The following is a 22517-nucleotide window of genomic DNA, read 5'->3' on the forward strand; positions in this document are numbered from 1 at the left end:
GCAGGATAGAGTGAAAGCCGCGTGTCGGGCGATCCCTTATCGCCAGGCGATCAAAAGCCCGCCGATAATGCCGATGGCCATGGTTGCATAAGCGATGGTGGCAAGGCGGATGGCAAGCGCGCGGGAATACCATTGCTGCCGGCGAGCCAGAACCTGGCGATCGATCACGATGTAGGCAACCGCGGAAAACGCCACCGCGCCGGCATAAGCGATCATGGTTTCCACGATCGGCGAAACGGGGAAGTAATTCTTCGTCGCGCCATGAACGAAGGCGAGCGGCAGCCAGTGATTCAGATAGAGCGGAAAGGAAATGCCGCCGGCGAAGACCGCGGTGGCATAGCGTTTGCCCTCCACGGCCAGCAGCAGCACGGTGCTGATCGCGAACAGGCTGCGCAAAGCCGCCGAAAATGACGCAGCGGGCCATAGGAACAGGCTGCTCAGGCTGGCAATGGCGGCGATCAGCAAGGCCAGCCGTGCGCTGGCGGTGATGTGCCAGTCGCCAATGTCGCGCTGGAGGATGGCGGCGATGACGCCCAGTGCAATCGGTGCTGCATGCGTGCCGAGCATCAGGCAGACGACGGCAACCACCAGCCAGGGCCAGATCTGTTTGCCGGCGGGCACGAGGAACATGATGATCGGCGCGAACAGATAAAATTGTTCCTCGACCGCGATGCTCCAGAACTGGTTGCCCGATCCGCGCAGTGGCATTTCCTGGGCGGCGGCCGGGAAGATCGTGAACAGATTGTGGGTGAATGTTGCATCGTAGAAGAGATATTTGAACCAGTGGATGTCGATCCCTTCGCGCATGGCGGCGATCGTGTAGAGCAGGATCACCGCCGCCAGATATGGTATCCAGATTCGGGTGGCGCGGTTGAAGAAGAAGCGCGGCAGTTCGACACGCTGGGTGCGCAACAAGATGCCGCCGATCAGCCAGCCGCTCAACGCGAAGAAGACATCGACCGCCAGCCCGCCATTGATCGGGCCGGGGGGTAGTATCTGTGCGTGAGCGAGGACAACGACCGATGCGAGAACGAAGCGAAGCCAGTCGAACAGGGGATAGGATGCAATCTTTTCCGATTCCGGGTTCGCCCCGGTCATGACGCCACCACTCATTCACTTGCCCCCAAATCGGCTCGTCCGCCCCCGTGCATCCATTTCAAACAGGGTGACTTTCCACAAGCCCTTGCTGTCGCGCAGGGCATCTGTCCGATGTCATAACGCGCCGACGTTACGAAAACGTCCACGCGTCGGTATCTGACGTGTTCGATTGGAAAAGGGCTGATTCAGATTGACCGGACAGCCACCAGCTTCCCTTTTTGGCCCGGCGGCGCTAAGGCGGCGCGATTTTATTCGTTCGAATCAATTTTAAGGGGCCTGATGGCTAAGGAAGAACTGCTCGAAATGCGCGGGCAAGTGGTGGAACTGCTGCCCAACGCCATGTTTCGCGTCCGCCTGGAAAATGATCATGAGATCCTCGGGCACACCGCCGGCAAGATGCGCAAGAATCGCATCCGCGTGCTGGTGGGTGACGAAGTTCTGGTCGAATTGACCCCTTATGATCTGACCAAGGGCCGGATCACGTATCGCTTCAAATAAGGCGGCCGCCCGATGCGGCTGATCCTTGCTTCCGCCAGCCCGCGACGGCTGGAACTGCTTGCGCGTCTTGGCGTCGTCCCCGCCGCGGTCGATCCCGCTGAAATCGACGAAGCCGTCGGTACGGCCGAATTGCCCGTGCCGCACGCCCGGCGCCTTGCGGCCGAAAAGGCGGCGGCGGTTGCGCTGCGCCATCCCGGCTGCGTCACGCTGGCCGCCGATACGGTGGTCGCCGCTGGGCGGCGCATTCTGCCCAAGGCGGAAGACGAGGCGACCGCCCGGACTTGCCTGGAATTGCTGTCGGGCCGCCGCCATCGCGTGATCACCGCCGTCACGGTGGTCGATGAAGCGGGCCGGGCGCGGCACCGCGAATCCGTGTCGATCGTCGCCTTCAAACGCCTGACCGGGGCTGAGATCGACGGGTATATCGCCGGCGGCGAATGGCGCGGCAAGGCTGGCGGATACGCCATTCAGGGCCATGCCGAGGCCTATGTGCGCTTCCTGTCGGGCAGCCATTCCGGCGTTGTCGGCCTGCCCCTGTTCGAAACGCGTGCGCTGCTGGAAGCCAGCGGCATTCCCCTTGGCTGAATGGCTGTACGAGGACGGCATTGGCGAGGCACGCGCCGCGCTGGTGGACCATGGCCGCATCCTCGAAGCCCTGATCGAACCCGACGATGAAGGCCCGCGCGCCGGCGCGATCAGCCCTGCGCGGTTGACGCAGATCATCCAGCCCGGCCGCCGCGCAATTGCCACGCTGGACGATGGCGGCGAGGTGCTGGTCGAACCGCCACCGGGCGGCGTCAGCGAAGGCCGGCGCCTGCTTGTCGAAATCATCCGTGCGGCGATCCCTGAACCGGGCCGGGCCAAGCGCGCCACGGCGCGGGCCGCGTCTGCCGATGCGGTGGCGGCGCCCGGCCCCGATCTGCTGACCCGAATCACCGCAACCGGCGTGCCTGTCGTCCGGCTGGCGTCTCATGGCCCCGATCGGCTGGAGGCGGCGGGCTGGTCCGAACTGATCGACGAGGCGATGACCGGCGAAATCCTGTTCGCTGGTGGCGGCCTGCGCCTGTCGCTGACCCCGGCGATGACGTTGTTTGATGTGGATGGCGCGCTGCCGGTGACGGAACTCGCGATTGCCGGCGCGCGTGCGGCGGCCGAAGCGATACGGCGGATGGGGATAGGGGGATCGATCGGCATCGACCTGCCGACGATCACGGGCAAGGCGGAACGCCAAGCAGTGGCCGCCGCAGTCGATGCCGTGCTGCCCCAGCCATTCGAACGTACCGCCGTCAATGGTTTCGGTTTTCTCCAGATCGTCCGGCGACGCAGCCGGGCGTCGCTGCCCGAAATGCTGCGCAGCGACCCGGCCGCGGCGGCCGCGCGCGGCCTGCTGCGCCGTGCCGAGCGCACTGGCGGGGCGGGGACCATGCAAATCACCGCTGCGCCCGCCGTGATCGCGGCCATCGAACGTCGGGCGGACTGGCGGGCCGAATGTGAACGGCGGCGCGGCCTGCCGCTTGCCTTGCGAGCGGACGCCGCACTCGCCATATCGGGGGGACATGTCCATGTCGGTTCCATCTAAGCGCAAGCGCGGCGGCTGCCCGCTATGCGGCGCACCAGCGGTTTCCGCGCACGCCCCCTTTTGCAGCCAGGGCTGTCGCGATCGCGATCTCCTCAACTGGCTGGGCGAGGCATATCGCACCCCGGCCGCCCCCGGAGACACAGAAGCGCAAGAAATTGCAAATGATGGGCTGGACACCCCCTAGCAGCCTTGTCTATAGGCGCGCTTCCCAACGCTTCCTGCCCGGGTAGCTCAGTTGGTAGAGCACGTGACTGAAAATCACGGTGTCGGCGGTTCGATTCCGTCCCCGGGCACCATCGCCTCATTTCAAGAGGCCCCCCAACATCCCAGAATGATCAAAAAACCCCAGATTTCTGCGGTTTTTGCGTTCGTGAAGTTCCGGGAGGTCCGGTTGCATCCGAGCGGTTTATGAATATCTCTGAGGGTATCTGCTCCAGATGCCGCCAAGGAGATACCCTCATGGCTCTGAGTGCGACTTCGGTAAGCAACGCTAAACCCAAGGGAAAACCGTACGAGCTGCACGATGAGCGTGGCCTCTAACTGCTCGTCACCGAGCGAGGCTCCCGCTATTGGCGTTTTAACTATCGCTTTGAGGATAAAGGATAAACCCTGGCATTCGGCGTTTACCCGGATGTGGGTCTGGCCGATGCCCGTGCCAAGCGAGACGCAGTGCGCAAGATCATCGCGGCAGGCGACGATCCGCGGCTACACCGAAAAAGGAAGCGGTGGAGGCCCAGGCGCGCAAGAGCGAGACTTTTGACGAGTGGATCGCGCGGCTCGAAAGGCAGGGGCGCGCCGAAGCGACGCTGGCAAAGAATCGGTGGCTGATCGATTTTGCCCGCCCTGTCCTTGGTGAGCGTCCAATCTCAGAGACCACTGCGCTGGAATTGTTGGGGGTCCTCCAGAAGATCGAGAACCGCGGACGCTATGAAACCGCCAATCGTCTCCGCAGCACGTTCGGAACGATATACCGCTTTGCGATCGCCACCGGTCGAGCGCAGCGTGATCCTTCCTATGATCTGCGGGGCGCGCTGATTACGCCCAAGGTGACGCACCGGGCCGCGATTATCGACCCTAAGGAGGTGGGTTCCTTGCTGCGCGCCATAGACGGCTATGAGGGCCAGCCCGTGGTCAGACTGGCACTCCGGCTAGCCCCACACCTTTTCGTGCGCCCAGGAGAGCTGCGCTTGGCTGAGTGGCGCGAATTTGGGTTCGATGAGAAGGTTTGGATCATTCCGGCGCACAGAACGAAGATGCGTCGACCGCATCGCGTACCGCTATCACATCAGGTGATCTCCATGTTCAGGGAACTGGACGAACTGACCGGCGACGGGAAGCTTCTTTTTCCGAGCGTGCGGTCCGACAGTCGGGCCTTTTCCGACAACACCCTCGATGCAGCGCTTCGCAGGCTCGGATACGATAAGACGCAGATGACGGCGCATGGCTTCCGCGCAATGGCCAGTACGTTGCTCAACGAAAGCGGCAAGTGGCACCCGGATGCGATCGAACGGCAACTCGCGCATGTCGAGAGCAACGACGTTCGTCGGGCCTATGCCCGTGGCGAGCATTGGAGCGAGCGCGTCACGATGATGCAGGACTGGTCGGATTATCTCGACGAGCTGGGGGCTGGCGGGAATGTGGCACGGAATCGTTTTGGACGCGGCTGAACGTCTCAAATTGGCCGTTTTCTGACTGGCAGGTTCCGGGCGGCCTCGGTCGGAGAGCTGCCGTTCTTCCGCCTAGGATGCCTTCGACTGCTCGCGCCGACTTTTCGGACATTCCGCCTGCAAATTGCAATGCCTGCTTGCTGACATTCGTTCATGCTTTGGCAGAGGCTAACTCTGGGACAAACCCGTCGTTGACGAGCATGCCCGGGAGCGGCGGGTTTCGGTCGAAGCGGCCCTCGGCGGGTCGGTGGTAGCAGGCCTCGGAACGAGCAGGCCTGGCCGAAAGAGGCCGACCGATTTCCGTTGTCGCAGATGGAATAACTGCCATCCACCAAGTCCGATTTAAAGGTGACGATTGCCGCCTCTGAAGCGGACGTGTCGAGAAAAATTCGGCTTGCCTACAGCTGATGCATGTTCATATCGGCACGAAGGTGTGGCTAGGCGGGGCGAAGCGCAAGTTCGATATGTCACAACGTAAGGTGGTAATGAACGATTTGCTATGAAGATTGATAATCAGATTCAGGCGCTCTTAGATAATTCCAGTCGGATTCATAAGGCGATTGAAGTATAATAGCGAGATGCGCGCGGACCTTTAGGTATAGAAATAGATTTGTGATAATTGCATTGCAACCGTTGGAGCCATCATGAGTGTGTATGTAGATGGCACCATACACGATATGCGTGGAAGGCTAATGTGTAATATGTTATCTCCTAATATTTCTGAACTTCATGCTATGGCTGAACCAATAGGAATGCAGAGGCGGTGGTTTTAGAACCCGTTGACCATGCGTGTGTCATGGCCGCATTATGACATCGATAGGACTCGCCGTGTGCTTGCCATAAATTTAGGCGCTATTGTTTGCTACAGGTATCAAACGGTGGCGATGGCAGCGATCATTCAAGGCAGGCCGGACAAGGCATGAGCTTCTGCCGGTTCCGCGGACACCAAGTTAGGCTACATTAGCCTGCTTCTCGAAGTCCACGGGGCTGAGATAGCCCAAGGTCGAGTGCCTGCGGGTGGGATTGTAGAAGCGCTCGATATAATCGAACACCTCGGCCCTTGCCTGGTTTCGCGTGCGATAAGTTTTCCGGGCGATCCTTTCGGTCTTCAGCGAGAAGAAGAAGCTCTCCACCGCGGCGTTGTCCCAGACGTTGCCGGAGCGGCTCATCGAGCATGTGACGCCGTTGTCGGCCATCAGCCGCTGGAACTGCTCGTTGGTATATTGGCTGCCCTGATCCGAGTGATGCAGCAGGGCGTCGGGCTTTCCGCGCCGCCAGATTGCCATCATCAATGCGTCGGTCACGAGTTGCGCGGTCATCGTGTCGCTCATCGGCCAGCCGACGACGCGCCTGGAGAAGAGATCGATCACAGCGGCGACGTAGAGCCAACCTTCGGCCGTCCAGATGTAGGTGAAGTCGGCCACCCACTTCCGGTTCGGCGCGTCGGCCGTGAACTGGCGATCGAGCAGGTTGTCGGCGATGACCGAACGTTCGCCCGCATCCTTGGGCAGCCCGCGCCGCCGGGGACGTGCCTTGAGCCCATGCAACCGCATCAGCCGCTCGACGCGATGCAGGCCGCATGAAAGGCCTTCGGCCAGGATGTCGTGCCAGACGCGACGGGCGCCGTAGGTTCGATAGCTTGATACGAAACTCGCGCGGATCTTCGCGCCAAGCTCCTCGTCGCTACGCGCGCGGGCACTCGGCTCGCGGACGAGCCAGGCATGAAAGCCGCTGTGCGAAACACCGAGCGTCTCGCATATCCACGATACCGGCCAGACCCCCCGGTGCTTCGCGATGAACCCGAACTTCATATCGAGTCCCTTGCGAAGTAGGCCGCCGCTTTTTTTAGAATGTCGCGCTCTGCCTTGAGCTTCACAACCTCGCGGCGCAGCCGCTCAATCTCCTGCTGCTCTGCCTTCATCACGCCGTGGCCAGGAAATGCCGATCCCGGATCGGCTTCATGATCCCGCACCCATTTGCGCAGCACGTTCTCGTGCACATCGAGATCGCGCGCGGCCTGTGCCACCGACACCCCGCGTTCCCGCACCAGCTTAACTGCCTCGAGCTTGAACTCGCGGCTGAACTTGCGTCGTCGCATCCATACCCTCCGGTTCCAAAAAACACCTTATCTTGGTGTCCACGGAACCGGCAGCAGCTCACCCCAAGCGCCTTTCTTGTGATGAGGGGCGCGCAATCATCAGGCCCATAGACTTCGCAAAGCTCTGCGGTGTAGCCTGTCATCCTGTTTGCGGAGGTCGCCGCCGTACAGCTTGGCCCGGTGCCACTTTATGGAAGCAGGATGGAACACAGGGCATCCGATCAGCATTTGGGCGAGACGGAAAAGCATGATCGACGCTGGCTTGAGGCCGTGGCGCGTCGTTACACGCAGGCCCTTTCCCGTTTCTTTGAACGGCGTATCGACCAGAAATCCGATGTGCCGGATCTGGTGCAGGATGTTTTCTTGCGATTGTCCCGGCTAAACGACCATAGTGCCATCGAAAAACCCGAAAACTACCTGTTCAGAACCGCGTCGAACGCCCTGCGCGATCATTTTCGTCGCAATGCTGTCCGGCCGACGCATGCGGCCGAGACATTCCTGGAACATCATGGTGGTTCGGATTTTTCGCCGACAGACGTCTTGGAAGGCAGGCAATCCATTGTGGCTTTGCAGGCGGCCCTTCGAGAGCTGCCGGAAAGGACGCGCGACGTGTTCGTTCTGAAGATGCTCGAGGGGCACAAAACGGCGGATGTCGCGCGGACGATGGGTATTTCCACGCGAGCCATCGAAAAACATTTCGCCAAGGCACTGGCGCACGTTTCGCAAGCATTGGCGGCGTATCGTGACTGAGCCTGCTTCCCACCCCCGCGAGCAGGGCGCCGACGTTGCAGCAGCCCGCTGGTATGATCGGCTGCACGCGCACCCTACGTCCGCCGACATCGCTGCCTTTGAAGCATGGCGCGCCACCAAGCCGGACAATGCGAAGGCATATGCCGAGATCGAACAAAGCGCGACGCTGGTGCGCGATTTGAAGGACATGCCGGCCTTGTTGGTTCTGCGCAACGAAACCCTCAACCGGGTAGCGGCAAATCGTTCCGTTCGCGGCGGGCGATGGGCCATCGCAGCGGGTATTGCCGCCACACTCGCGATTGGCGGTTTCTGGGGGCTGGCACAGACTGCGGGCCTGTTTGGCGGATCGTCGGCGCCACAAATCGCTGCAGCGGACATCCAGACCTACCGTACCCGCCTTGGGGAGCGCATGAGCGTCACACTGGCTGATGGCTCGGTCGTCCATCTCAACACGCAGAGCATTGTCCAGGTGGGCTATACCAAGGCCGAACGGCGATTGACTCTGGTGGGCGGGCAAGCCTTGTTCGAGGTTGCCAAGGCGCCGCAGCGGCCGTTCATCGTCACGGCGCAGAACCGAACGGTTACCGCATTGGGCACCCAGTTCGACGTTCGCCTTGATCAATCCCGGCTTCAGATCGCGCTGGTCGAAGGGGCCGTGATTGTGCGGAACAGCCCGTCGCCGAACGCCGCCGCGACCAAATTGAAACCCAATGACGTCATGCGCTTTGCCGGAAATCAGGTTTCGCTAACCCATTTTTCAAGCCTACGCAGCCTGATCAGCTGGAAGGACGGGTTGATCCTGTTCGAAAGCACACCGCTGACAGAAGCCGTCGAGGAACTGAACCGCTATACACCGCATCCGATCCTAATCGGTGATGCCAAGGCCGGCGCGATCAAAGTCAGCGGTTCGTTTCCAACCGGAAAAACGGCCAACTTTCTCGAAGCAGTCCAGCTGCTATTTCCGGTTAAGGCCATGAAAGATAAAGATGATAATATCGTGCTGCGCTATGCGGGATAATAATATCCGCGCCTGAACGGCCATATTTGCGCGGCACATTTTGGTATTCGAATTTTTTTCGCCACATTTTTTGAAATGTGGTTCGGACTTTCTCGTCCCCTGCGTCTTCTCCGCCGAGGTCTGCAACAGGCCATCGTAAAAAAACGCTCAGGGAGGATAAAATGTTCAAAAGCCATCTGCTCGCAACGGCATGCAAGATGCTGATCGGAGTGGGGATCGCCAGCACATCCGTGATGGCCTACGCCGCTGAACCGGCGATCAGCATCAGCATTCCGGCCCAGGATCTGGCCACCGCATTGGCCCGGTTCGGCGAACAGGCCAAACAGCCGATCTTGTTCGATCCCGATCTGGTGAGGGGCAAGCGCGCGCATCCGGTGAACGGGATGCTCACCCCGCAGCAAGCGCTCGCCAAGCTGCTGGAGGGGACGGCGCTCTCTTACCAGCAGACATCGGGCGGCACGTTCGTGGTGAAGCAGCGGGCGCCCGTTGCCCGCCCCCAGCCCGTCGCCGCGATCGCCCCCGCGATCGCGGCAGCAACCAGCCCTGATGCGACAGATCAGGGGCTTGAGGAGATTATCGTCACAGCGCAAAAGCGCGCCGAAAATCTTCAGTCCACGCCTCTGGCGATCAGCGCCGTGACGCAGCAGACCATCGAAGCGCGTTCGATTTCGAGCGTGGCCAACCTCGGATCGATCGCGCCCAGCCTGGTTGTCAGCACGGCCACAGGGGCCCCGAACAACGCGGGCTTGTTCATCCGTGGCCTTGGTTCGAACGATCCGCTGCTCACCGCCGATAGCCCGGTTGGCTTATATGTTGACGGAGTGATTATCGCGCGTTCAGCCGGGTCGGCCTTTGAAATCGCCGATCTCGAGCGCGTCGAAGTGCTACGTGGCCCGCAAGGCACACTCTATGGCCGCAACACCATCGGCGGCGCCGTTAACTTGATCACGCGCAAGCCCGATGAGGAATTCGGCGTCCGCCAGAAATTCAGCGTTGGCAATTACGGCTATTGGCAATCGCGAACGGTGGTCGATACCGGCGAACTGGGTGACAGCGGCTTGCGCGGATCCTTCACCTACCTGCACAAGCAGCGCGACGGAATCATCAACAACATCAAGACGCCCGACCAGCGCGACCCCGGCGCCTACCGTGCCGATGGCGCGCGCGCGGCTATTATGTTCGATCGCAAAAGTGGATTTCGGGCGAGCTACACCTACGATTACAACCGCAGCAAGGCATTTTCGAATGCCTTTCAACTGACCGCGGCCCGGCCCGATCTGTTCGCTTTCTTCGCTGCTTCACCGGGCGCGGGTGGCGGGACGTTTACGGTGTCGCCAACCCGGCTCGATCAGATCAGCATCGATTCCGATGGCAAGACGATCGATAAGGTGCAGGGTCATACCCTTACCCTTGAAGTCGATATCAACGACGATACGACGCTCAAGTCGCTCACGGGCTATCGTAAATGGGCGCAGGATGTGAACGACAGCAGTTACCAGGGGAATGCCGATTTGCTCGGCCGCCGTGTCGGGCAGGGCGCCACCCTGTTTCCCGTCAGTCTGTATCATGCGGCCGGGTTCCGGCGTCAGCGCCAATGGTCACAGGAACTGAACCTGATCGGCAAGATCGGCGACACCGTCGATTATGTGCTCGGCGCTTATTATTTCAACGAAAAGGGCCATGAAAACAGCCCGCAGGTGGTGGATTTCATCACCGCCGGCGGCGCCCTTCGTACCACTCCGCAATTGACCTACAGGTCGGAAGCAACGACCAAGGCCATCTTTCTGCAGAGCACCTGGCACGTCACCGATCGGCTGGGGCTGACCGGTGGCGCGCGCTACACCTGGGATGACAAGACGATCGAGCAGACACAACCGGTTGTTCGCGCGCCAACGATCGACTTCAGCAAATTCAACTGGGCGATGACCGCTGACTATAAGTTTGATGACGGCATCATGGGCTATGCGCGCGTCGCCACCGGCTACAAGGCCGGCGGTTTCAGCGCGCGGGCGTTCGACAGTGGTTTTGGGCCTGAAAGTTTGACGTCTTATGAGATCGGCCTGAAGGCAGACCTGTTCGATCGGCGCCTGCGTTTCAACACAACGGCTTATTATGCGGATCACAAGGATCTGCAGGTGAATTCGTTCCAGGCCGGGATTGGCGGCGCGTCGGCGATCATCACCAATGCCGGCAAGGCCCGCTACAAAGGGGTAGAGTTTGAAGCCAATGCGGTGCCGTATCCCGGCCTGACCACCTATGCGACATTCGGCTATGTCGACCGCAAGTTCAAGAAGTTCGAAATCTTCAATACGACAGCAAATTCGCTTGGCTACCCAGTTGGCCAGACGATTGATATCGCCGACATAGCCAAATTTTCATATTCCGCCTCGACGACGCTGAATGCTGGCGCGCAATATGAGTTTGCAGTGGAAAATCTTGGCAACATGGCCTTCCGGCTCGATTATAATTATCGGGGCAAGGTTTTCTTCCATCCCAACCCGATAACTGCCCCGTTCGCCAATCAGGTCACTGCGCCGGCGCGGGGATTGCTGGATGCCCGCATCACCTTGTCCGATCTTGAGTTGGGTGCGGCCAAGGCTTCGGTTGCACTGTGGGGCAAGAATATCACCGACAAAAAATACAAGGCCGCGGGACTCGACTTCGGGACCCTTGGATTTGCCGGTAATGTCTATGGTGATCCGGCGACATGGGGCCTCGACGTCAGCTTTAAGTTCTAAGGATACCGTTCCACCGGCAGGGGCGTTGCGTGTCCCTGCCGGTCGGGATGTACGTCTGTCTTCGCCTTGAACACAAAGGTATGACCATGAAGCATATCGCCATAAGCTTCGTCGCCGCCATGCTGGCGGCGGCAGTTCCCGCATCGGCCCAAACGCCCACGGATAGCCAGCAGCTTGACGCCGCATGGGACGAATTCCAGCAGGCGACGGCCGATTCCGCGGCCTTCCTGCGGCAACATCCCTTTTATCGCGACCCCGAAAATCGGGCGTCCGCTTATGCTTATCTGTCGAGCCTGATGGTCGCGCGGATCGAAGAAGTCGTCGTGTTCGACGGCGATTTCCCCTATTTTCGCGTACTCGACCACCGCATTCGCGAAGGCGGCGACAATCCCGACCAGCGTTATCTGATGGCCACGCTCAATGGCGGTGAAACCTATCGGGTGTGGGGCAAGCTGGGCAAGAACCGGCGGCTCGATTTTCAGATCTATGCCGGCGATCCGTTTGTTGCGGGCAGCGGTGGGCGATCGGCATCGGCGCTCAGTTTCGAACAGTTGAAGGTCAAACCGGACGGCACGTTCGAAGTGTGGCTGTCGCCCGACAAGCGACCGGGCAACTGGCTGGAAAATCCTAAGGACGCCAACCAGATATGGGTCCGCCAGATTTTCAGCGACTGGCGCAGCGAAACGCCGGGCGAGGTGCATATCGACCGGGTGGGGCATGAGGGCGACCTGAAACCGGTTCTGACCGATGCGGCGATGGCCACGCGGCTGCGCAAGGCCGCGGCCGACCTGCGGACGCATGTGAAGGTCTGGCCTACGATGGTTGACGCCCGCTATCTCAACCGGCCGGCCAACACGATCAGCGAACCATCCGATCCATCCGCGCTTGGCGGTGTTCCAGGCCGGTTCATGGTCGCCGGCAATTTCGATCTGGCGCCCGATGAAGCCCTGATCGTGCGGACATGGCCCGCCAGCGGCAATTATCAGGGTATCCAGCTTGCCGATCTTTGGTTCTCCTCGCTCGAATATGGCAATCGCCAGACGAGCCTGACCGGCGATCAGGCCGCAAAGAGTGCGGACGGATCCTATTATTTCGTCATTGCGGGGCGTGATCCGGGCGTAGCGAACTGGCTCGACACGACGGGGCGCCGGCGCGGCGCGATCCTGCTGCGTTATGATGGGATGAAAGAAAAGACGTTCGATCCGGCCCGCTATCCGACGGCAACCAAGGTGAAGCTGGCGGACCTGCGCCAGCATCTCCCCATGGATATGCCGACGATCAGCCCGGAACAGCGGGCCGAGGCCATCGCTGCGCGCCGCCGCCACGTCCAGCTCCGTTTCGACAATTAGGATGAGGGCGATGACCATGACCATGCGCTCGGCGCTCTGCCTGTTCGCCGCGCTGACGCCTTTGGCGGCCGCTGATGCGGCCAAAGGCGATGATCGCCGCATTTGCACCGATAATAGCCGCGCCTGCCTCGAAAATACGGCGCGGCTTTACCTTGATGCGTTGATGAGCGCGGATGACAGCAAGGTGCCGCTCGCGGCTGATGTCCGCCGAACGCACACGCTGGGCAATGGTGCGCCGGTCAATCAGGGCCGCGCCATCGCCGGTGAGGCGGCGATGCGGGACAGCATCCGCCAGGAAAAGCTGGCGTCACGGGGGGCGGTGCGGCTTTTCACCGACGAAGCCCGGCATCAGGTGATCGCATTGTGGGAAAGCGCCGCTGCGGCACCGACCGAGCGGGCGATCACGGTGATGGATCGGATCCAGATCGAACAGGGGCTGATCCGCGAGGTGGAGGTAATCTCGGCGGTGCGAGAAGGCGCACCCAACGCCGTCACCGCGCAGGCGACGGACCCCGCCGCTCCGTTGATCGAAGCACTGGGGGACGTGAGCGCGAAGCTGCGCGCTGCGCCTTATGCCGCCAGTTCGGATATCGCGCGACAGAATACCGAGAAATATCTTGCGGGTCTGCTGTCGCAGGCGTGGGGCTTTACCGAACAGCTGAACATGCTCGGTACGCCCTATTTCAGCCGCGGCGCCGGGGTGGAGGGGCTGCCGGGCCTCTATAATCCCGACAATCTCTATCGGTCCGCCTTGCTGGAACCCGGTGGCGCCTATCGTATCTACGGCCGGCGCGGCAGCCACGCGGACCTGAGTTTCCAGATCATCGACAAATATCCGATCGTCGGCCTGGGCAGGAATCTGATGGTGATCCGACCTGACGACATGGGCGCCAAGCCGGGCGAGGATTTCGAATTCTATCTGGGCGGTGCGCCGCGTGCCGGCGGGCACTGGTTCGCGATGCCCGATCGTGCTGCCGCGGTGCTGACCCGTCAGTCGTTCGGCGATTGGCGGGAGACGCCGACCAGCCTGTATATCGAACGGCTCGATATGCCGCCCGCCCGCGCTTATCAAAGCCCGTTCGCCCAGGCGGCGACGGCGATGCGGCAGGCAACCGCGCTGTGGGTCGACGGATATGTGCCCGACATCGAACGCAGCACGACAGTCAATGTCCTTCCGGCACCACGCCCTTCGGCAACGGATGCCGGTGGGCTGGGTGGACAGATGAGCGTGATGGCGCGTTACAAGATCAAAAAGGGCGAAGCTCTGCTGATCACCGTGCGCAAGGCCGATGCGGCCTATCAGGGCATCCAGCTGGGCGATCCCTGGTTCGTCACGCCCAACACCGTCGAACATCAGGTCAGCCTCACCGCCCGCCAGGCGCGGGTTGATGATGACGGGTTGATCCGTTTCGTGATTTCACTCGACGATCCCGGGGTGCCGAACTGGCTCGATCCGGCAGGCAATCCGGAAGGCTATATCTTCATGCGCTGGCAGGCCATCCGGACGCCGCTGGCTGGCGGCGACGCGCCGGTCGCGCGCCTGATCCCGCTCGCTTCGCTGCGAAAGGCTTTGCCGGCACAGACCCCCGTGATCGATAGCGCCGAGCGACGCAAACAGCTGGCCGAACGCAAATGGGCCCCGCAAGTGCGATAGAGGGCGATCCGGCGCAGTACCCTTGCGGCTACCGGAGCAGTGCGATCGGCCTATCCACTGCTTCGGGCCACCATCACGCCCCAGAAGATAGCCGGTGAAGCCGTCATATTCTGCCAGGCGTGGTTCGTATTGCGCTGAATAACGACATCTCCGGCCCGGACAGTCGTGCGGGCATCGTCGAGAACAAGATCGACTTCCCCTGACAGCATCAGGATGTGGTCGATTGTTTCGGTGCGATGAAAGCCTTGCGCATCGAGACCCGGGAACAAGCCGGCCGCCACGTTCGCCGCCATGTCCGCCCAAGGTGGCAAGACCACACGGGAACAGCGACTGCTGCCCTGGGGCGGTTCCAGATAGGGCGCGGTTGATGACAGCCAGCATTCCGCCGCGCCGCTTTCCCGCCACACAAGGCCGTCCGTTTCGTCCTCATGATCGCTGACCCACTCGTCGCTTACGATATGAGATCGGCCGGACGCATCATTGCCGGTCACGATTCTGCGAACCTGCATCTTCTTGGGTGCTCCGTTGTGTGGCGCATGGAAGACTGCCCTGGGGATGGCGTCAATCAGCCGTACGCAATTGCTGGACGATATCGGCCCAATCCTGATCATCGTTGGTGTAGCGGCTCACCAGGTTAACGCGATCGGCAACACCGGCAAGTTTGGCACGGACGCGTGATGCGATCTCGTTCTGTGGAGCCACCACCGCGAAAGCATCGAGCATATCATCGTCAATGAGCCTGGCCATGTCATCCCACCGGCCTTCCTTGGACAAGCGATTCAACTCGGTTTGCAAATCGCCCCAGCCTTCGCATTCCAGGATCGGCCGGTAGGCCGGCGTCGAACCGTAAAAGGCAATTTGTGCTTTCACGCTTGCGCGTGCCTCCGCCAGTTCGCGCTCATCGCGGCCGGAGGCGATGATGACGTTGCAGGAGATTTCGAACTGATCGCGGTCGAGAGGGTTTTTCCCTAACCCGGCCATGATTGCAGGACGTGTGATTTCGCGCAGGGATCGGGCCGTGTTGAACGGGTGGATCGTGAAACCATCCGCCACTTCGCAAACCGCCTCGGTCATTTTGCTTCCGACGCCGGCCGCGATAATTTTGGCGCAACCATAAGGGTTCGGGCCTGGGTTGAACGCGGACGTCATCAGGGTGTGGCGATAAAATGCGCCATCGAAATGCAGCTTTCCGCCATTCTGCCAATTGTCCCAGATCGCGCGGATGGCCGAAATCAGTTCGCGCATCCGCGCGGCGGGCTGTGACCAGGGCATGCCGAAGCGTTTTTCGATATGCGCCTGAATCTGGCTGCCCAACCCCAGGATGAACCGGCCCTGCGTGATGAGTTGCAGGTCATAGGCCAGATTGGCCAGCGTCATGGGGTTGCGCGCGAACGCAACGGCAATTCCTGTGCCTAGCTGCATGGTCGAGGTCGTCTGCGCAGCAAGTGCCAGCGGCAGGAATGGATCGTGCTGCCCTTCGAACGTGAAGGCTGCGCTATAGCCCAGCGTTTCCAGTTTTCTGGCGTGATGGCCAATGCCGCCGCCTCCGCTGAGTTGGGCATTGGTCACGATCATGGTCGTATCAACGTGCACAGAATTACTCCGTCACTGAAGCCGGGATGGGATCGTGGCGGAAAGAGAGTTCCAAACCCCTTTGGGGGCCCGCCGATCCGATTTTGGCGCGGTGGTTCTCGTTGTGATCGATCCTCATGGGCGCCTTCAATTACGGTAAAATTGGTACCCAAAACAGTCAACTGAATTGGCTTGCAGTTCATCGCCTCATCAAGCGGCCGCCTGTTTGATCCGGCAGACGGTGTTCCCGCCACGCGCGCCACGCACCGAGGCGCGCGCGGATCTCGTGCATTGACTCTTTCGGTACCAGTGTTACGGTAACGATGGTCCCTAAAGCAAATGCGATGGGAAAGCTCAAAGCGCCGTACAAAAAAGGCGCGGGGCAGAGCGAGGGGAAGCTGATGGCCACACCAATCGTTTCGCGAAGCAACGCGCCCGGCAATTCCGGCGAAGGCCGGGCAGCGCCGACGCTTTTGGAAGCATCCGGGACCAACCGTTATTATGTGCTTGGGCTGCTCGCCCTCGTTTACAGTTTCAATACGATGGACCGCACGATCCTGTCGGTGCTGATCGAGCCGATCAAAGCTGAATTCCGCGTGTCCGATAGCCAGATGGGCCTCGCTACCGGCCTTGCCTTCGCCGTGTTCAACGCGCTTGCCGCACTGCCCCTGGGTTTGCTGGCGGATCGCGGCAATCGCCGCAACGTCATCGTTGCCTGCCTGTCCGTCTGGAGCGCGATGACCGCGTTCGGAGGGATGGTGACAAGTTTCCCGCAATTGGTTGCCACGCGCATACTCGTCGCGGCCGGCGAAGCGGGCGGCGGGCCATCGGCGATGTCGATGATTTCCGATATCTTTCCCAGAACCAGCCGCGCGACGGCGATTTCCGTGTTGTTCCTTGCGGCGCCGGTGGGTGGGATGATCGCGCTGGCCGGCGGCGGCTGGCTGGCGGGCCATTATGGCTGGCGCATCACGCTGATCGCGGCAGGGCTGCCCGGCCTTGTCGTGGCCCTGCTGCTGTTCCTCACCGTCGCCGAACCGCCGCGCGGCAGGTTTGACGGTGTCGTCGTCGCGGAAAAACCGCCGCTGCGCTCGACGCTCGGTTTCGTCTTCGGGTCGCCCACGTTGCGCCACCTGATGGCGGGGATGATGCTCATCACCTTCGTCCTGTCGGGGGTTGGCGCATGGGGGCCATCCTTCTTCGTCCGCTCGCACGGGATGTCGTTGCAGCAAATCGGTCCGGCGCTTGCGCTCGCGCATAGCACCGCGTTCGTCAGCATCTTTCTCGGCGGTTTCGTTTCCGACCGGCTGTCGCGGCGCGACCAGCGCTGGTGGCCCTGGACGGTGGCGATCGGGCTGTTGTTGGCCGCGCCGTGCCTGCTGGCCGTCCTGCTGGTTCCCGACCCGATGGTCGCGCTGGTTGCCAATGGGCTATACACATTGTTCCTGTCGATCTGGTTCGGCCCAAGTTTCGGCATGGTACAGAGCCTTGTTCCGCCACGGATGCGCGGCACGGCGACGGCGCTCGTCTATCTCGTCAACAACATCGTCGGGTTCGGCCTGGGCATCCAGCTGACGGGATTGCTCAGCGACAGCCTCGTCCATCTTGGCCCGGATTCCCTGCGGTACGCGCTCACCATCATGGTGGGGGTGATTCTCTGGGCGGCGCTCCACTTCATCCTGGCAGCGCGAACCCTGCGCGGTGAACTGGCGGCTGCCATATCCGACGAGGCAAAGGCATGACGGACACTTACCCACCGGCGGGCGGCATCGTTCCGGTAGGCGCCCGATGAACGCGCCCCGCTTGATCCATGATAAGGCGGTGCCCCGCTGGGACGATAGCGTCGATGTTCTCGTCCTGGGTTTTGGCTGCGCCGGAGCCTGTGCCGCAATCGAGGCGCGGCGCAGTGGCGCGCGCGTGATGATCGTCGAACGGTCGAGCGCGCCGGGGGGCAGTTCCGCGCTATCGGGCGGTGTAATTTATTGCGGGGGCGGCACCGCGATCCAGCGCGCCTGCGGCTTCGACGACAGCGTTGAAGCGATGCGCGCTTATTTGATGGCGTCGACGGGGGATCGCCCCAACGCGGAAAAGATCGACCTTTATTGCCGCGACAGCGTGGCCCATTTCGACTGGCTCGTCTCGCTCGGTATCCCGTTCAAGGCCAGCTATTGGCCGCATAATTACGAACCGACGACCGACGACGGCCTGTATTATTCGGGCAGCGAGGAATGCGCGCCGTTCAACCGTATCGCCGTGCCTGCGCCGCGCGGCCACACCGTTCAGGCCGAAGGTTCGTGCATGGGCGGCCGCCTGATGATGGACACGCTTGTGGCTGTCGCGCAGCGCGAAGGCGTTGAGGTGCTGACCGACGCCAATGGCATCGCCCTCATCGCGGACGGAGACGGTGCCATCGTTGGCGCGGGCGTGCGCCACGATGGCGAGACACGGTATATTCGGGCGCGCGGCGGTATCGTGATCGCAACTGGCGGCTTCATCATGAACCGCGACATGGTGGCGCGGGTTGCGCCGGCCGCCTCGCTGACCGCGCCGCTGGGCAATCCTTTCGATAATGGATCGGGCATCCTGCTGGGCGAGGCGGCGGGTGGCGCCACCGCCAACATGCACGCTGCGATCTATAGCTGTCCGGTGCTCAATCCGCCGGGATTGATCCGCGGCATCCTGCTTAACGGGCATGGCCAGCGCTTTGTCCCGGAGGACGTGAACCACAAACGTATCGGTGAACATGCCGTGCTGCGGCAGGATGGACGGATATTCCTGCTGGTCGACAGTGAGGTGTTCGAACAGCCCGCCGGTGCCCGGCCGATCGTCGCCACGGGCGATACGACCGAGGAGCTGGAGGACGAACTGGGCTGGCCGCGCGGATCGATCGGCGCGACGCTCAATGTCTATAATCGCCACGCCCGCGACGGCCACGATCCGCTGTTCGGCAAGAAATCCAGGTTCGTCAAACCGCTTACCGCGCCGCCTTATGCCGTGTTCGACTGCGGCATCGAGGCGACCGGCGTCTATTATTCCTTCACTCTGGGTGGCCTGCGCACGGCACCCACCGGTGAAGTGCTGACCCCGGAGGGCAGCGCCATACCGGGGCTTTATGCGGTCGGCCGCGCGACCACGGGCCTCAGCGCCCAATCGGGCGGATCAAGCGGCCTGCAACTGGCCGAGGGCACCTATTTCGGACGGCTTGCAGGGCGGGCCGCCGCCACGGCGCTTGGCTTGCGATCTTCACCTGACCGATCTGTTTGATCATCGAAAGGGTTGCCCATGACATTGGAATTGCATCCGTTTGGTACGTACCGGGTAAGTTCGGATCTTTCGTCGCAAAATCCGGGTCCGGTTGCGTTCCGGTCGGCCAGTCGGTTGCACGAAGGCAGCTGGACGAACGACCTGTTCGGCACCGCGACGCTCTTGTTCGGCATGGGTGGGTACCTGCAAGGCGAGCATGGTGCGCACATCCAGATTCGTGCCGCGTTTGAGGCCGGGGACGGCACCCGCTTCTTCATCGAATATATCTCGCGCGGGGAAATGAAGAGCCACGCCGCCGGCAAGACGCCCGTCATGCTGGCGGGCCAGATCGATATCGATCCCGCGAACGCAAGATACGCCTGGCTCAACCACACGCAGATCGTGGGGCGCGGCATGCTCACCCATGATCCCCTGATGCAGACCTACGAAATGTACGCCTTGCGCTGATCGCATGCGGCCGCCGCGAATGGGCGTGCGGCGCCGGAAAACCAACAAATAAAAATGGAGAGGGATCGAAACATGACGACCAAATTTGCAGCAATTCTGCTTGGCACGGCTGCACTGCTACCGCAGATGGCGATAGCGCAGGATGCCACGCGCAGCGCGACTGGCGGCGTCGAGGATATTGTCGTCACCGCGCAGCGCCGCGAACAGAATCTGCAGGATGTGCCCATCTCGGTTCAGGCGCTGGGCGCTGCCAAGCTTGAGGCGCAGCAGGTCCGCTCCCTTCCCGATATCGCCACGACCGTCCCCAACCTGACGGTGCGATCGGGGACAGGGCGCGCCGATATCGCTTCGCTCTATATTCGCGGCATCGGCCAGGCCGACACGCAGATTACGCAGGATCCGTCGGTCGCGCTTTATCAGGACGGGGTCTATATCGGCACCGCCGTGGGCGCGGCCTTTGAAGCCCCGGATCTTGCCCGCGTTGAAGTGCTGCGTGGTCCCCAGGGAACGCTCTACGGCCGCAACGCAACGGGTGGGGCGATCAACCTGATCTCCAACGCGCCCGAACTCGGCGATTTCCGCTATCGGCTCGAAGGTGGGCTTGGCAATTATGATTATCGCCGCGGTGTGGTGATGCTCAACGCGCCGATCGGCGATCAATTCGCGATCCGCGGCGTTTATTCGCGGGCCAAGCGCGACGGCTGGATCAAGAACACCGGCCTCGGCGAGGATTTCAACAAGAAGGATCGGGAAAATGCGCGGGTCGCCCTCCGTTTCCGGCCCCACAGCAGCTTCACGGCCGATTATGCGTTCGAATATAATGAAGCGCGCGACACCACGGTGCTGTTAGTGCCGACATCGGGCGCGGCTGCGGCCGGCACGACATTCCAATCCCCTTTTACCGCACCATCCGCGGTGCCGGGGGGCTTCGTCCAGACCTTTGGACAGACCAGCTTCACCCAAGGCTTCCCATCGACGGGGCGGCCGAAATCGATCAACTCGGCGGTGCCCATCATGCCGTTCTCGACCAAGGTCTGGGCGCACACCGGCACGCTGGAATGGGAGGCATCGGATAGTCTGACGATCAAATCGATTACCGGCTATCGCGTTTTGCACAATCAGATCTCGACGACCAACACGCCCACCGGGACCCACAATGTTGTGACCCGTTTCGCGACAACCCTGGCCGGCCTTTCCACCGGAACAATCGTGAACACGGTCGGGCCAAACGACAATGTTACCCATGAGGCGGTGCGCTACCGCAATTTTAGTCAGGAACTGCAGGCGCTCGGTTCTGTTGAACTGGGTGGCCTCAATCTCGATTATGTGGGTGGCCTGTACTTTTTCGACGATAGCGGGCGGACCTTTTCCGCCGCCGAGACCATCGGCACCGGAGCCGGGCCGCTGACCGAGAGCGGCGCTGGTGTCCAGAACCAGTCGATCGCCGGTTTTACCGAACTGACCTTCACCCCAAAAGCCATGGAAAAACTGCACATCACCGTTGGCGCCCGCCTGTCGCGTGACAAGCGCAAGGCTACCCGTTTCAACGAAAATTCATTCAGTTTCGCGGCGTTGGGTGGTTTCACAGCGGCGGATTGCGCCAATGCCCGTTTCTTCACGGCATTTACCGCAGCAGGGATCGATCGCACCGATCCGGCGAATTGCGGAGGCGTCGTTCAAGGCGCCAGCTACAGCAAATCCCGCAGCAATTTCAGCCCCGCGCTGACGATAGCCTATGAAGCGTCGGATAATCTCAATCTCTACGGCAAGATCGTCAAAGGCTATAAAAGCCACGGCACATCGGCGCGTTCGTCCAATCCAACCAACTTCGCGCTGGGGTTCGATCCGGAAAGCATCATTTCCTATGAAGTCGGCGCCAAGGGATCAGCGTTCGATCGCCGCGTGCGGTTCGGTCTCGCGGGTTTCTACATGGATTATGACGGGTATCAAACCAGCCTACAGACCGGCAATACAGCGGGCGATCGTGATTTTCTCGGCATAGATGGCAACAAGATCTATGGTATCGAAGGGGATATCACCATTGCCGTCACGCCGGACCTGACGTTCAGCGCCACCGGTGCCCTGCTTCGTGCCAAGATCGGCGAAGATTCCAAGATCGTGCGCCGTGACACGGGTGCGATCGTTGTCGAACAGTTTATCGATGACTTTTCCTACGCGCCAAGGCGTTCGTTCAACCTGGCGCTGGATTATAAGCGCGAGGTTTTGGCCAACACGACGTTCGATGCCCATATTGGTTATGGGTACCGCTCGACGTCGCACACTTCGGTGAACGTTCTCGACGATACGGTTGTCCGCAATTCCAAGCTGCTCGACGCCAATATCGGGCTTACCCGATCGGATATCGGCGGGATCGGTGAGGTTAGCCTTCGCTTCTGGGGCAAGAACCTCACCAATCGTTCGAACGAATCCAATGGCTTTTCCGGTTCGCTCGCGATCTTCGGGGTTGGCCGGGCGGTTGCCCATGACGAGCCACGCACTTATGGCCTGACGATGATCGTGCGGAACTGATCCGGACAGCCCTGTGGGCTGGGGGCAGATGGCCGCCAGTCCACAGGGCGGGTTCCATGGCGTCGAGGTCGGGAGCGAAGATGGACAGCTTCAAACATTCGGACCGATGAATATGGTGGCCCGCTTGAAAACCGGGCGCGTTTGCCCGTCGCGATCATCAACGCCGTGCGTGACGAGTCGTTTTCTTGGAGACTGGCCCGGCTGCCGGCTTAGCGGATGGCGTGATTCGCATTCCATGGCGGATTGCCTTAAGTTT

Annotated in this window: 19 protein-coding genes, 1 tRNA gene and 1 pseudogene; 17 read left to right on the plus strand and 4 right to left on the minus strand. The window is 61.3% G+C overall.

The window, feature by feature from the left end:
- Positions 1 to 36: 36 nt before the first annotated feature.
- On the minus strand, positions 37 to 1098 hold the full coding sequence (locus KC8_RS15390; protein ID WP_010127175.1) for an acyltransferase family protein: 1062 nt from the start codon (positions 1096 to 1098) through the stop codon (positions 37 to 39).
- Between the two features lie 279 nt (positions 1099 to 1377).
- Between KC8_RS15390 and infA the strand changes: the two genes are divergently transcribed.
- The 7 genes and pseudogenes from infA to KC8_RS20655 all read left to right on the plus strand — a co-directional run bounded on the left by infA (position 1378) and on the right by KC8_RS20655 (position 5615).
- Positions 1378 to 1596: a translation initiation factor IF-1 gene (gene infA / locus KC8_RS15395; RefSeq protein ID WP_003049127.1), complete on the plus strand. Its 219-nt coding sequence runs from the start codon at positions 1378 to 1380 to the stop codon at positions 1594 to 1596.
- A gap of 12 nt (positions 1597 to 1608) precedes the next feature.
- A complete protein-coding gene (locus KC8_RS15400; RefSeq protein ID WP_010127170.1) occupies positions 1609 to 2181 on the plus strand; it encodes a Maf family protein in 573 nt (190 codons plus the stop codon).
- Entirely contained in the window at positions 2174 to 3175 is a 1002-nt protein-coding gene (locus tag KC8_RS15405) for a ribonuclease (protein WP_010127169.1), read from the plus strand. The genes KC8_RS15400 and KC8_RS15405 overlap by 8 nt, the downstream gene beginning before the upstream one ends.
- A complete protein-coding gene (yacG, locus tag KC8_RS15410) occupies positions 3159 to 3359 on the plus strand; it encodes a DNA gyrase inhibitor YacG (RefSeq protein WP_010127168.1) in 201 nt (66 codons plus the stop codon). Before KC8_RS15405 ends, yacG begins: the two co-directional genes overlap by 17 nt.
- Before the next feature lie 36 nt (positions 3360 to 3395).
- Positions 3396 to 3471 (plus strand) — tRNA-Phe (locus KC8_RS15415).
- 163 nt (positions 3472 to 3634) lie between these two features.
- Positions 3635 to 4842, plus strand: a pseudogene (locus KC8_RS15420) (tyrosine-type recombinase/integrase).
- A gap of 644 nt (positions 4843 to 5486) precedes the next feature.
- Positions 5487 to 5615, plus strand: a complete 129-nt coding sequence (locus KC8_RS20655) for a DUF4031 domain-containing protein (protein ID WP_138956754.1) — start codon at positions 5487 to 5489, stop codon at positions 5613 to 5615.
- A gap of 177 nt (positions 5616 to 5792) precedes the next feature.
- On the opposite strand, the gene KC8_RS15425 is transcribed toward KC8_RS20655, so the two are convergent.
- Positions 5793 to 6940 (minus strand): IS3 family transposase gene (locus KC8_RS15425; protein WP_138956753.1). Its coding sequence is split into 2 segments (ribosomal slippage): positions 5793 to 6679 and positions 6679 to 6940, totalling 1149 coding nucleotides; the frame shifts between segments, so codons are not numbered across the junction.
- 201 nt (positions 6941 to 7141) lie between these two features.
- Between KC8_RS15425 and KC8_RS15430 the strand changes: the two genes are divergently transcribed.
- The 5 genes from KC8_RS15430 (at position 7142) to KC8_RS15450 (ending at position 14449) form a co-directional block, all read left to right on the plus strand.
- Positions 7142 to 7690 (plus strand): RNA polymerase sigma factor, encoded by a 549-nt coding sequence (locus KC8_RS15430; protein ID WP_010127164.1) that lies wholly within the window; start codon positions 7142 to 7144, stop codon positions 7688 to 7690.
- Positions 7590 to 8708, plus strand: coding sequence for a FecR family protein (locus KC8_RS15435; protein WP_083831297.1), 1119 nt, complete (start codon positions 7590 to 7592; stop codon positions 8706 to 8708). Before KC8_RS15430 ends, KC8_RS15435 begins: the two co-directional genes overlap by 101 nt.
- A gap of 161 nt (positions 8709 to 8869) precedes the next feature.
- Positions 8870 to 11446 carry a TonB-dependent receptor domain-containing protein gene (locus tag KC8_RS15440; protein ID WP_010127160.1) on the plus strand — a complete coding sequence of 859 codons (2577 nt, stop codon included), beginning with the start codon at positions 8870 to 8872 and terminating at the stop codon, positions 11444 to 11446.
- Positions 11447 to 11532: 86 nt separating this feature from the next.
- Positions 11533 to 12795, plus strand: a complete 1263-nt coding sequence (locus tag KC8_RS15445) for a DUF1214 domain-containing protein (RefSeq protein WP_010127158.1) — start codon at positions 11533 to 11535, stop codon at positions 12793 to 12795.
- Between the two features lie 10 nt (positions 12796 to 12805).
- Positions 12806 to 14449: a hypothetical protein gene (locus tag KC8_RS15450; RefSeq protein ID WP_010127156.1), complete on the plus strand. Its 1644-nt coding sequence runs from the start codon at positions 12806 to 12808 to the stop codon at positions 14447 to 14449.
- 50 nt (positions 14450 to 14499) lie between these two features.
- On the opposite strand, the gene KC8_RS15455 is transcribed toward KC8_RS15450, so the two are convergent.
- Positions 14500 to 14940, minus strand: coding sequence for a cupin domain-containing protein (locus KC8_RS15455; RefSeq protein ID WP_232455554.1), 441 nt, complete (start codon positions 14938 to 14940; stop codon positions 14500 to 14502).
- Positions 14941 to 15010: 70 nt separating this feature from the next.
- Complete coding sequence (locus tag KC8_RS15460) at positions 15011 to 16042, minus strand: LLM class F420-dependent oxidoreductase (protein WP_138956751.1); 1032 nt, start codon at positions 16040 to 16042, stop codon at positions 15011 to 15013.
- Between the two features lie 380 nt (positions 16043 to 16422).
- On the opposite strand from KC8_RS15460, the gene KC8_RS15465 reads away from it, so the two are divergent.
- The 5 genes from KC8_RS15465 (at position 16423) to KC8_RS20660 (ending at position 22474) form a co-directional block, all read left to right on the plus strand.
- Positions 16423 to 17763 (plus strand): spinster family MFS transporter, encoded by a 1341-nt coding sequence (locus KC8_RS15465; RefSeq protein ID WP_157663930.1) that lies wholly within the window; start codon positions 16423 to 16425, stop codon positions 17761 to 17763.
- Positions 17764 to 17809: 46 nt separating this feature from the next.
- Complete coding sequence (locus KC8_RS15470; protein ID WP_010127148.1) at positions 17810 to 19285, plus strand: FAD-dependent oxidoreductase; 1476 nt, start codon at positions 17810 to 17812, stop codon at positions 19283 to 19285.
- 18 nt (positions 19286 to 19303) lie between these two features.
- Entirely contained in the window at positions 19304 to 19732 is a 429-nt protein-coding gene (locus KC8_RS15475) for a hypothetical protein (RefSeq protein ID WP_010127147.1), read from the plus strand.
- A gap of 72 nt (positions 19733 to 19804) precedes the next feature.
- A complete protein-coding gene (locus KC8_RS15480; protein WP_010127146.1) occupies positions 19805 to 22261 on the plus strand; it encodes a TonB-dependent receptor in 2457 nt (818 codons plus the stop codon).
- 96 nt (positions 22262 to 22357) lie between these two features.
- Entirely contained in the window at positions 22358 to 22474 is a 117-nt protein-coding gene (locus KC8_RS20660) for an oxidoreductase (protein ID WP_443026359.1), read from the plus strand.
- The last annotated feature ends 43 nt before the right edge of the window (positions 22475 to 22517 follow it).

Source organism: Sphingomonas sp. KC8 (assembly GCF_002151445.1).
Taxonomy (GTDB): Bacteria; Pseudomonadota; Alphaproteobacteria; order Sphingomonadales; family Sphingomonadaceae; genus Sphingomonas_E.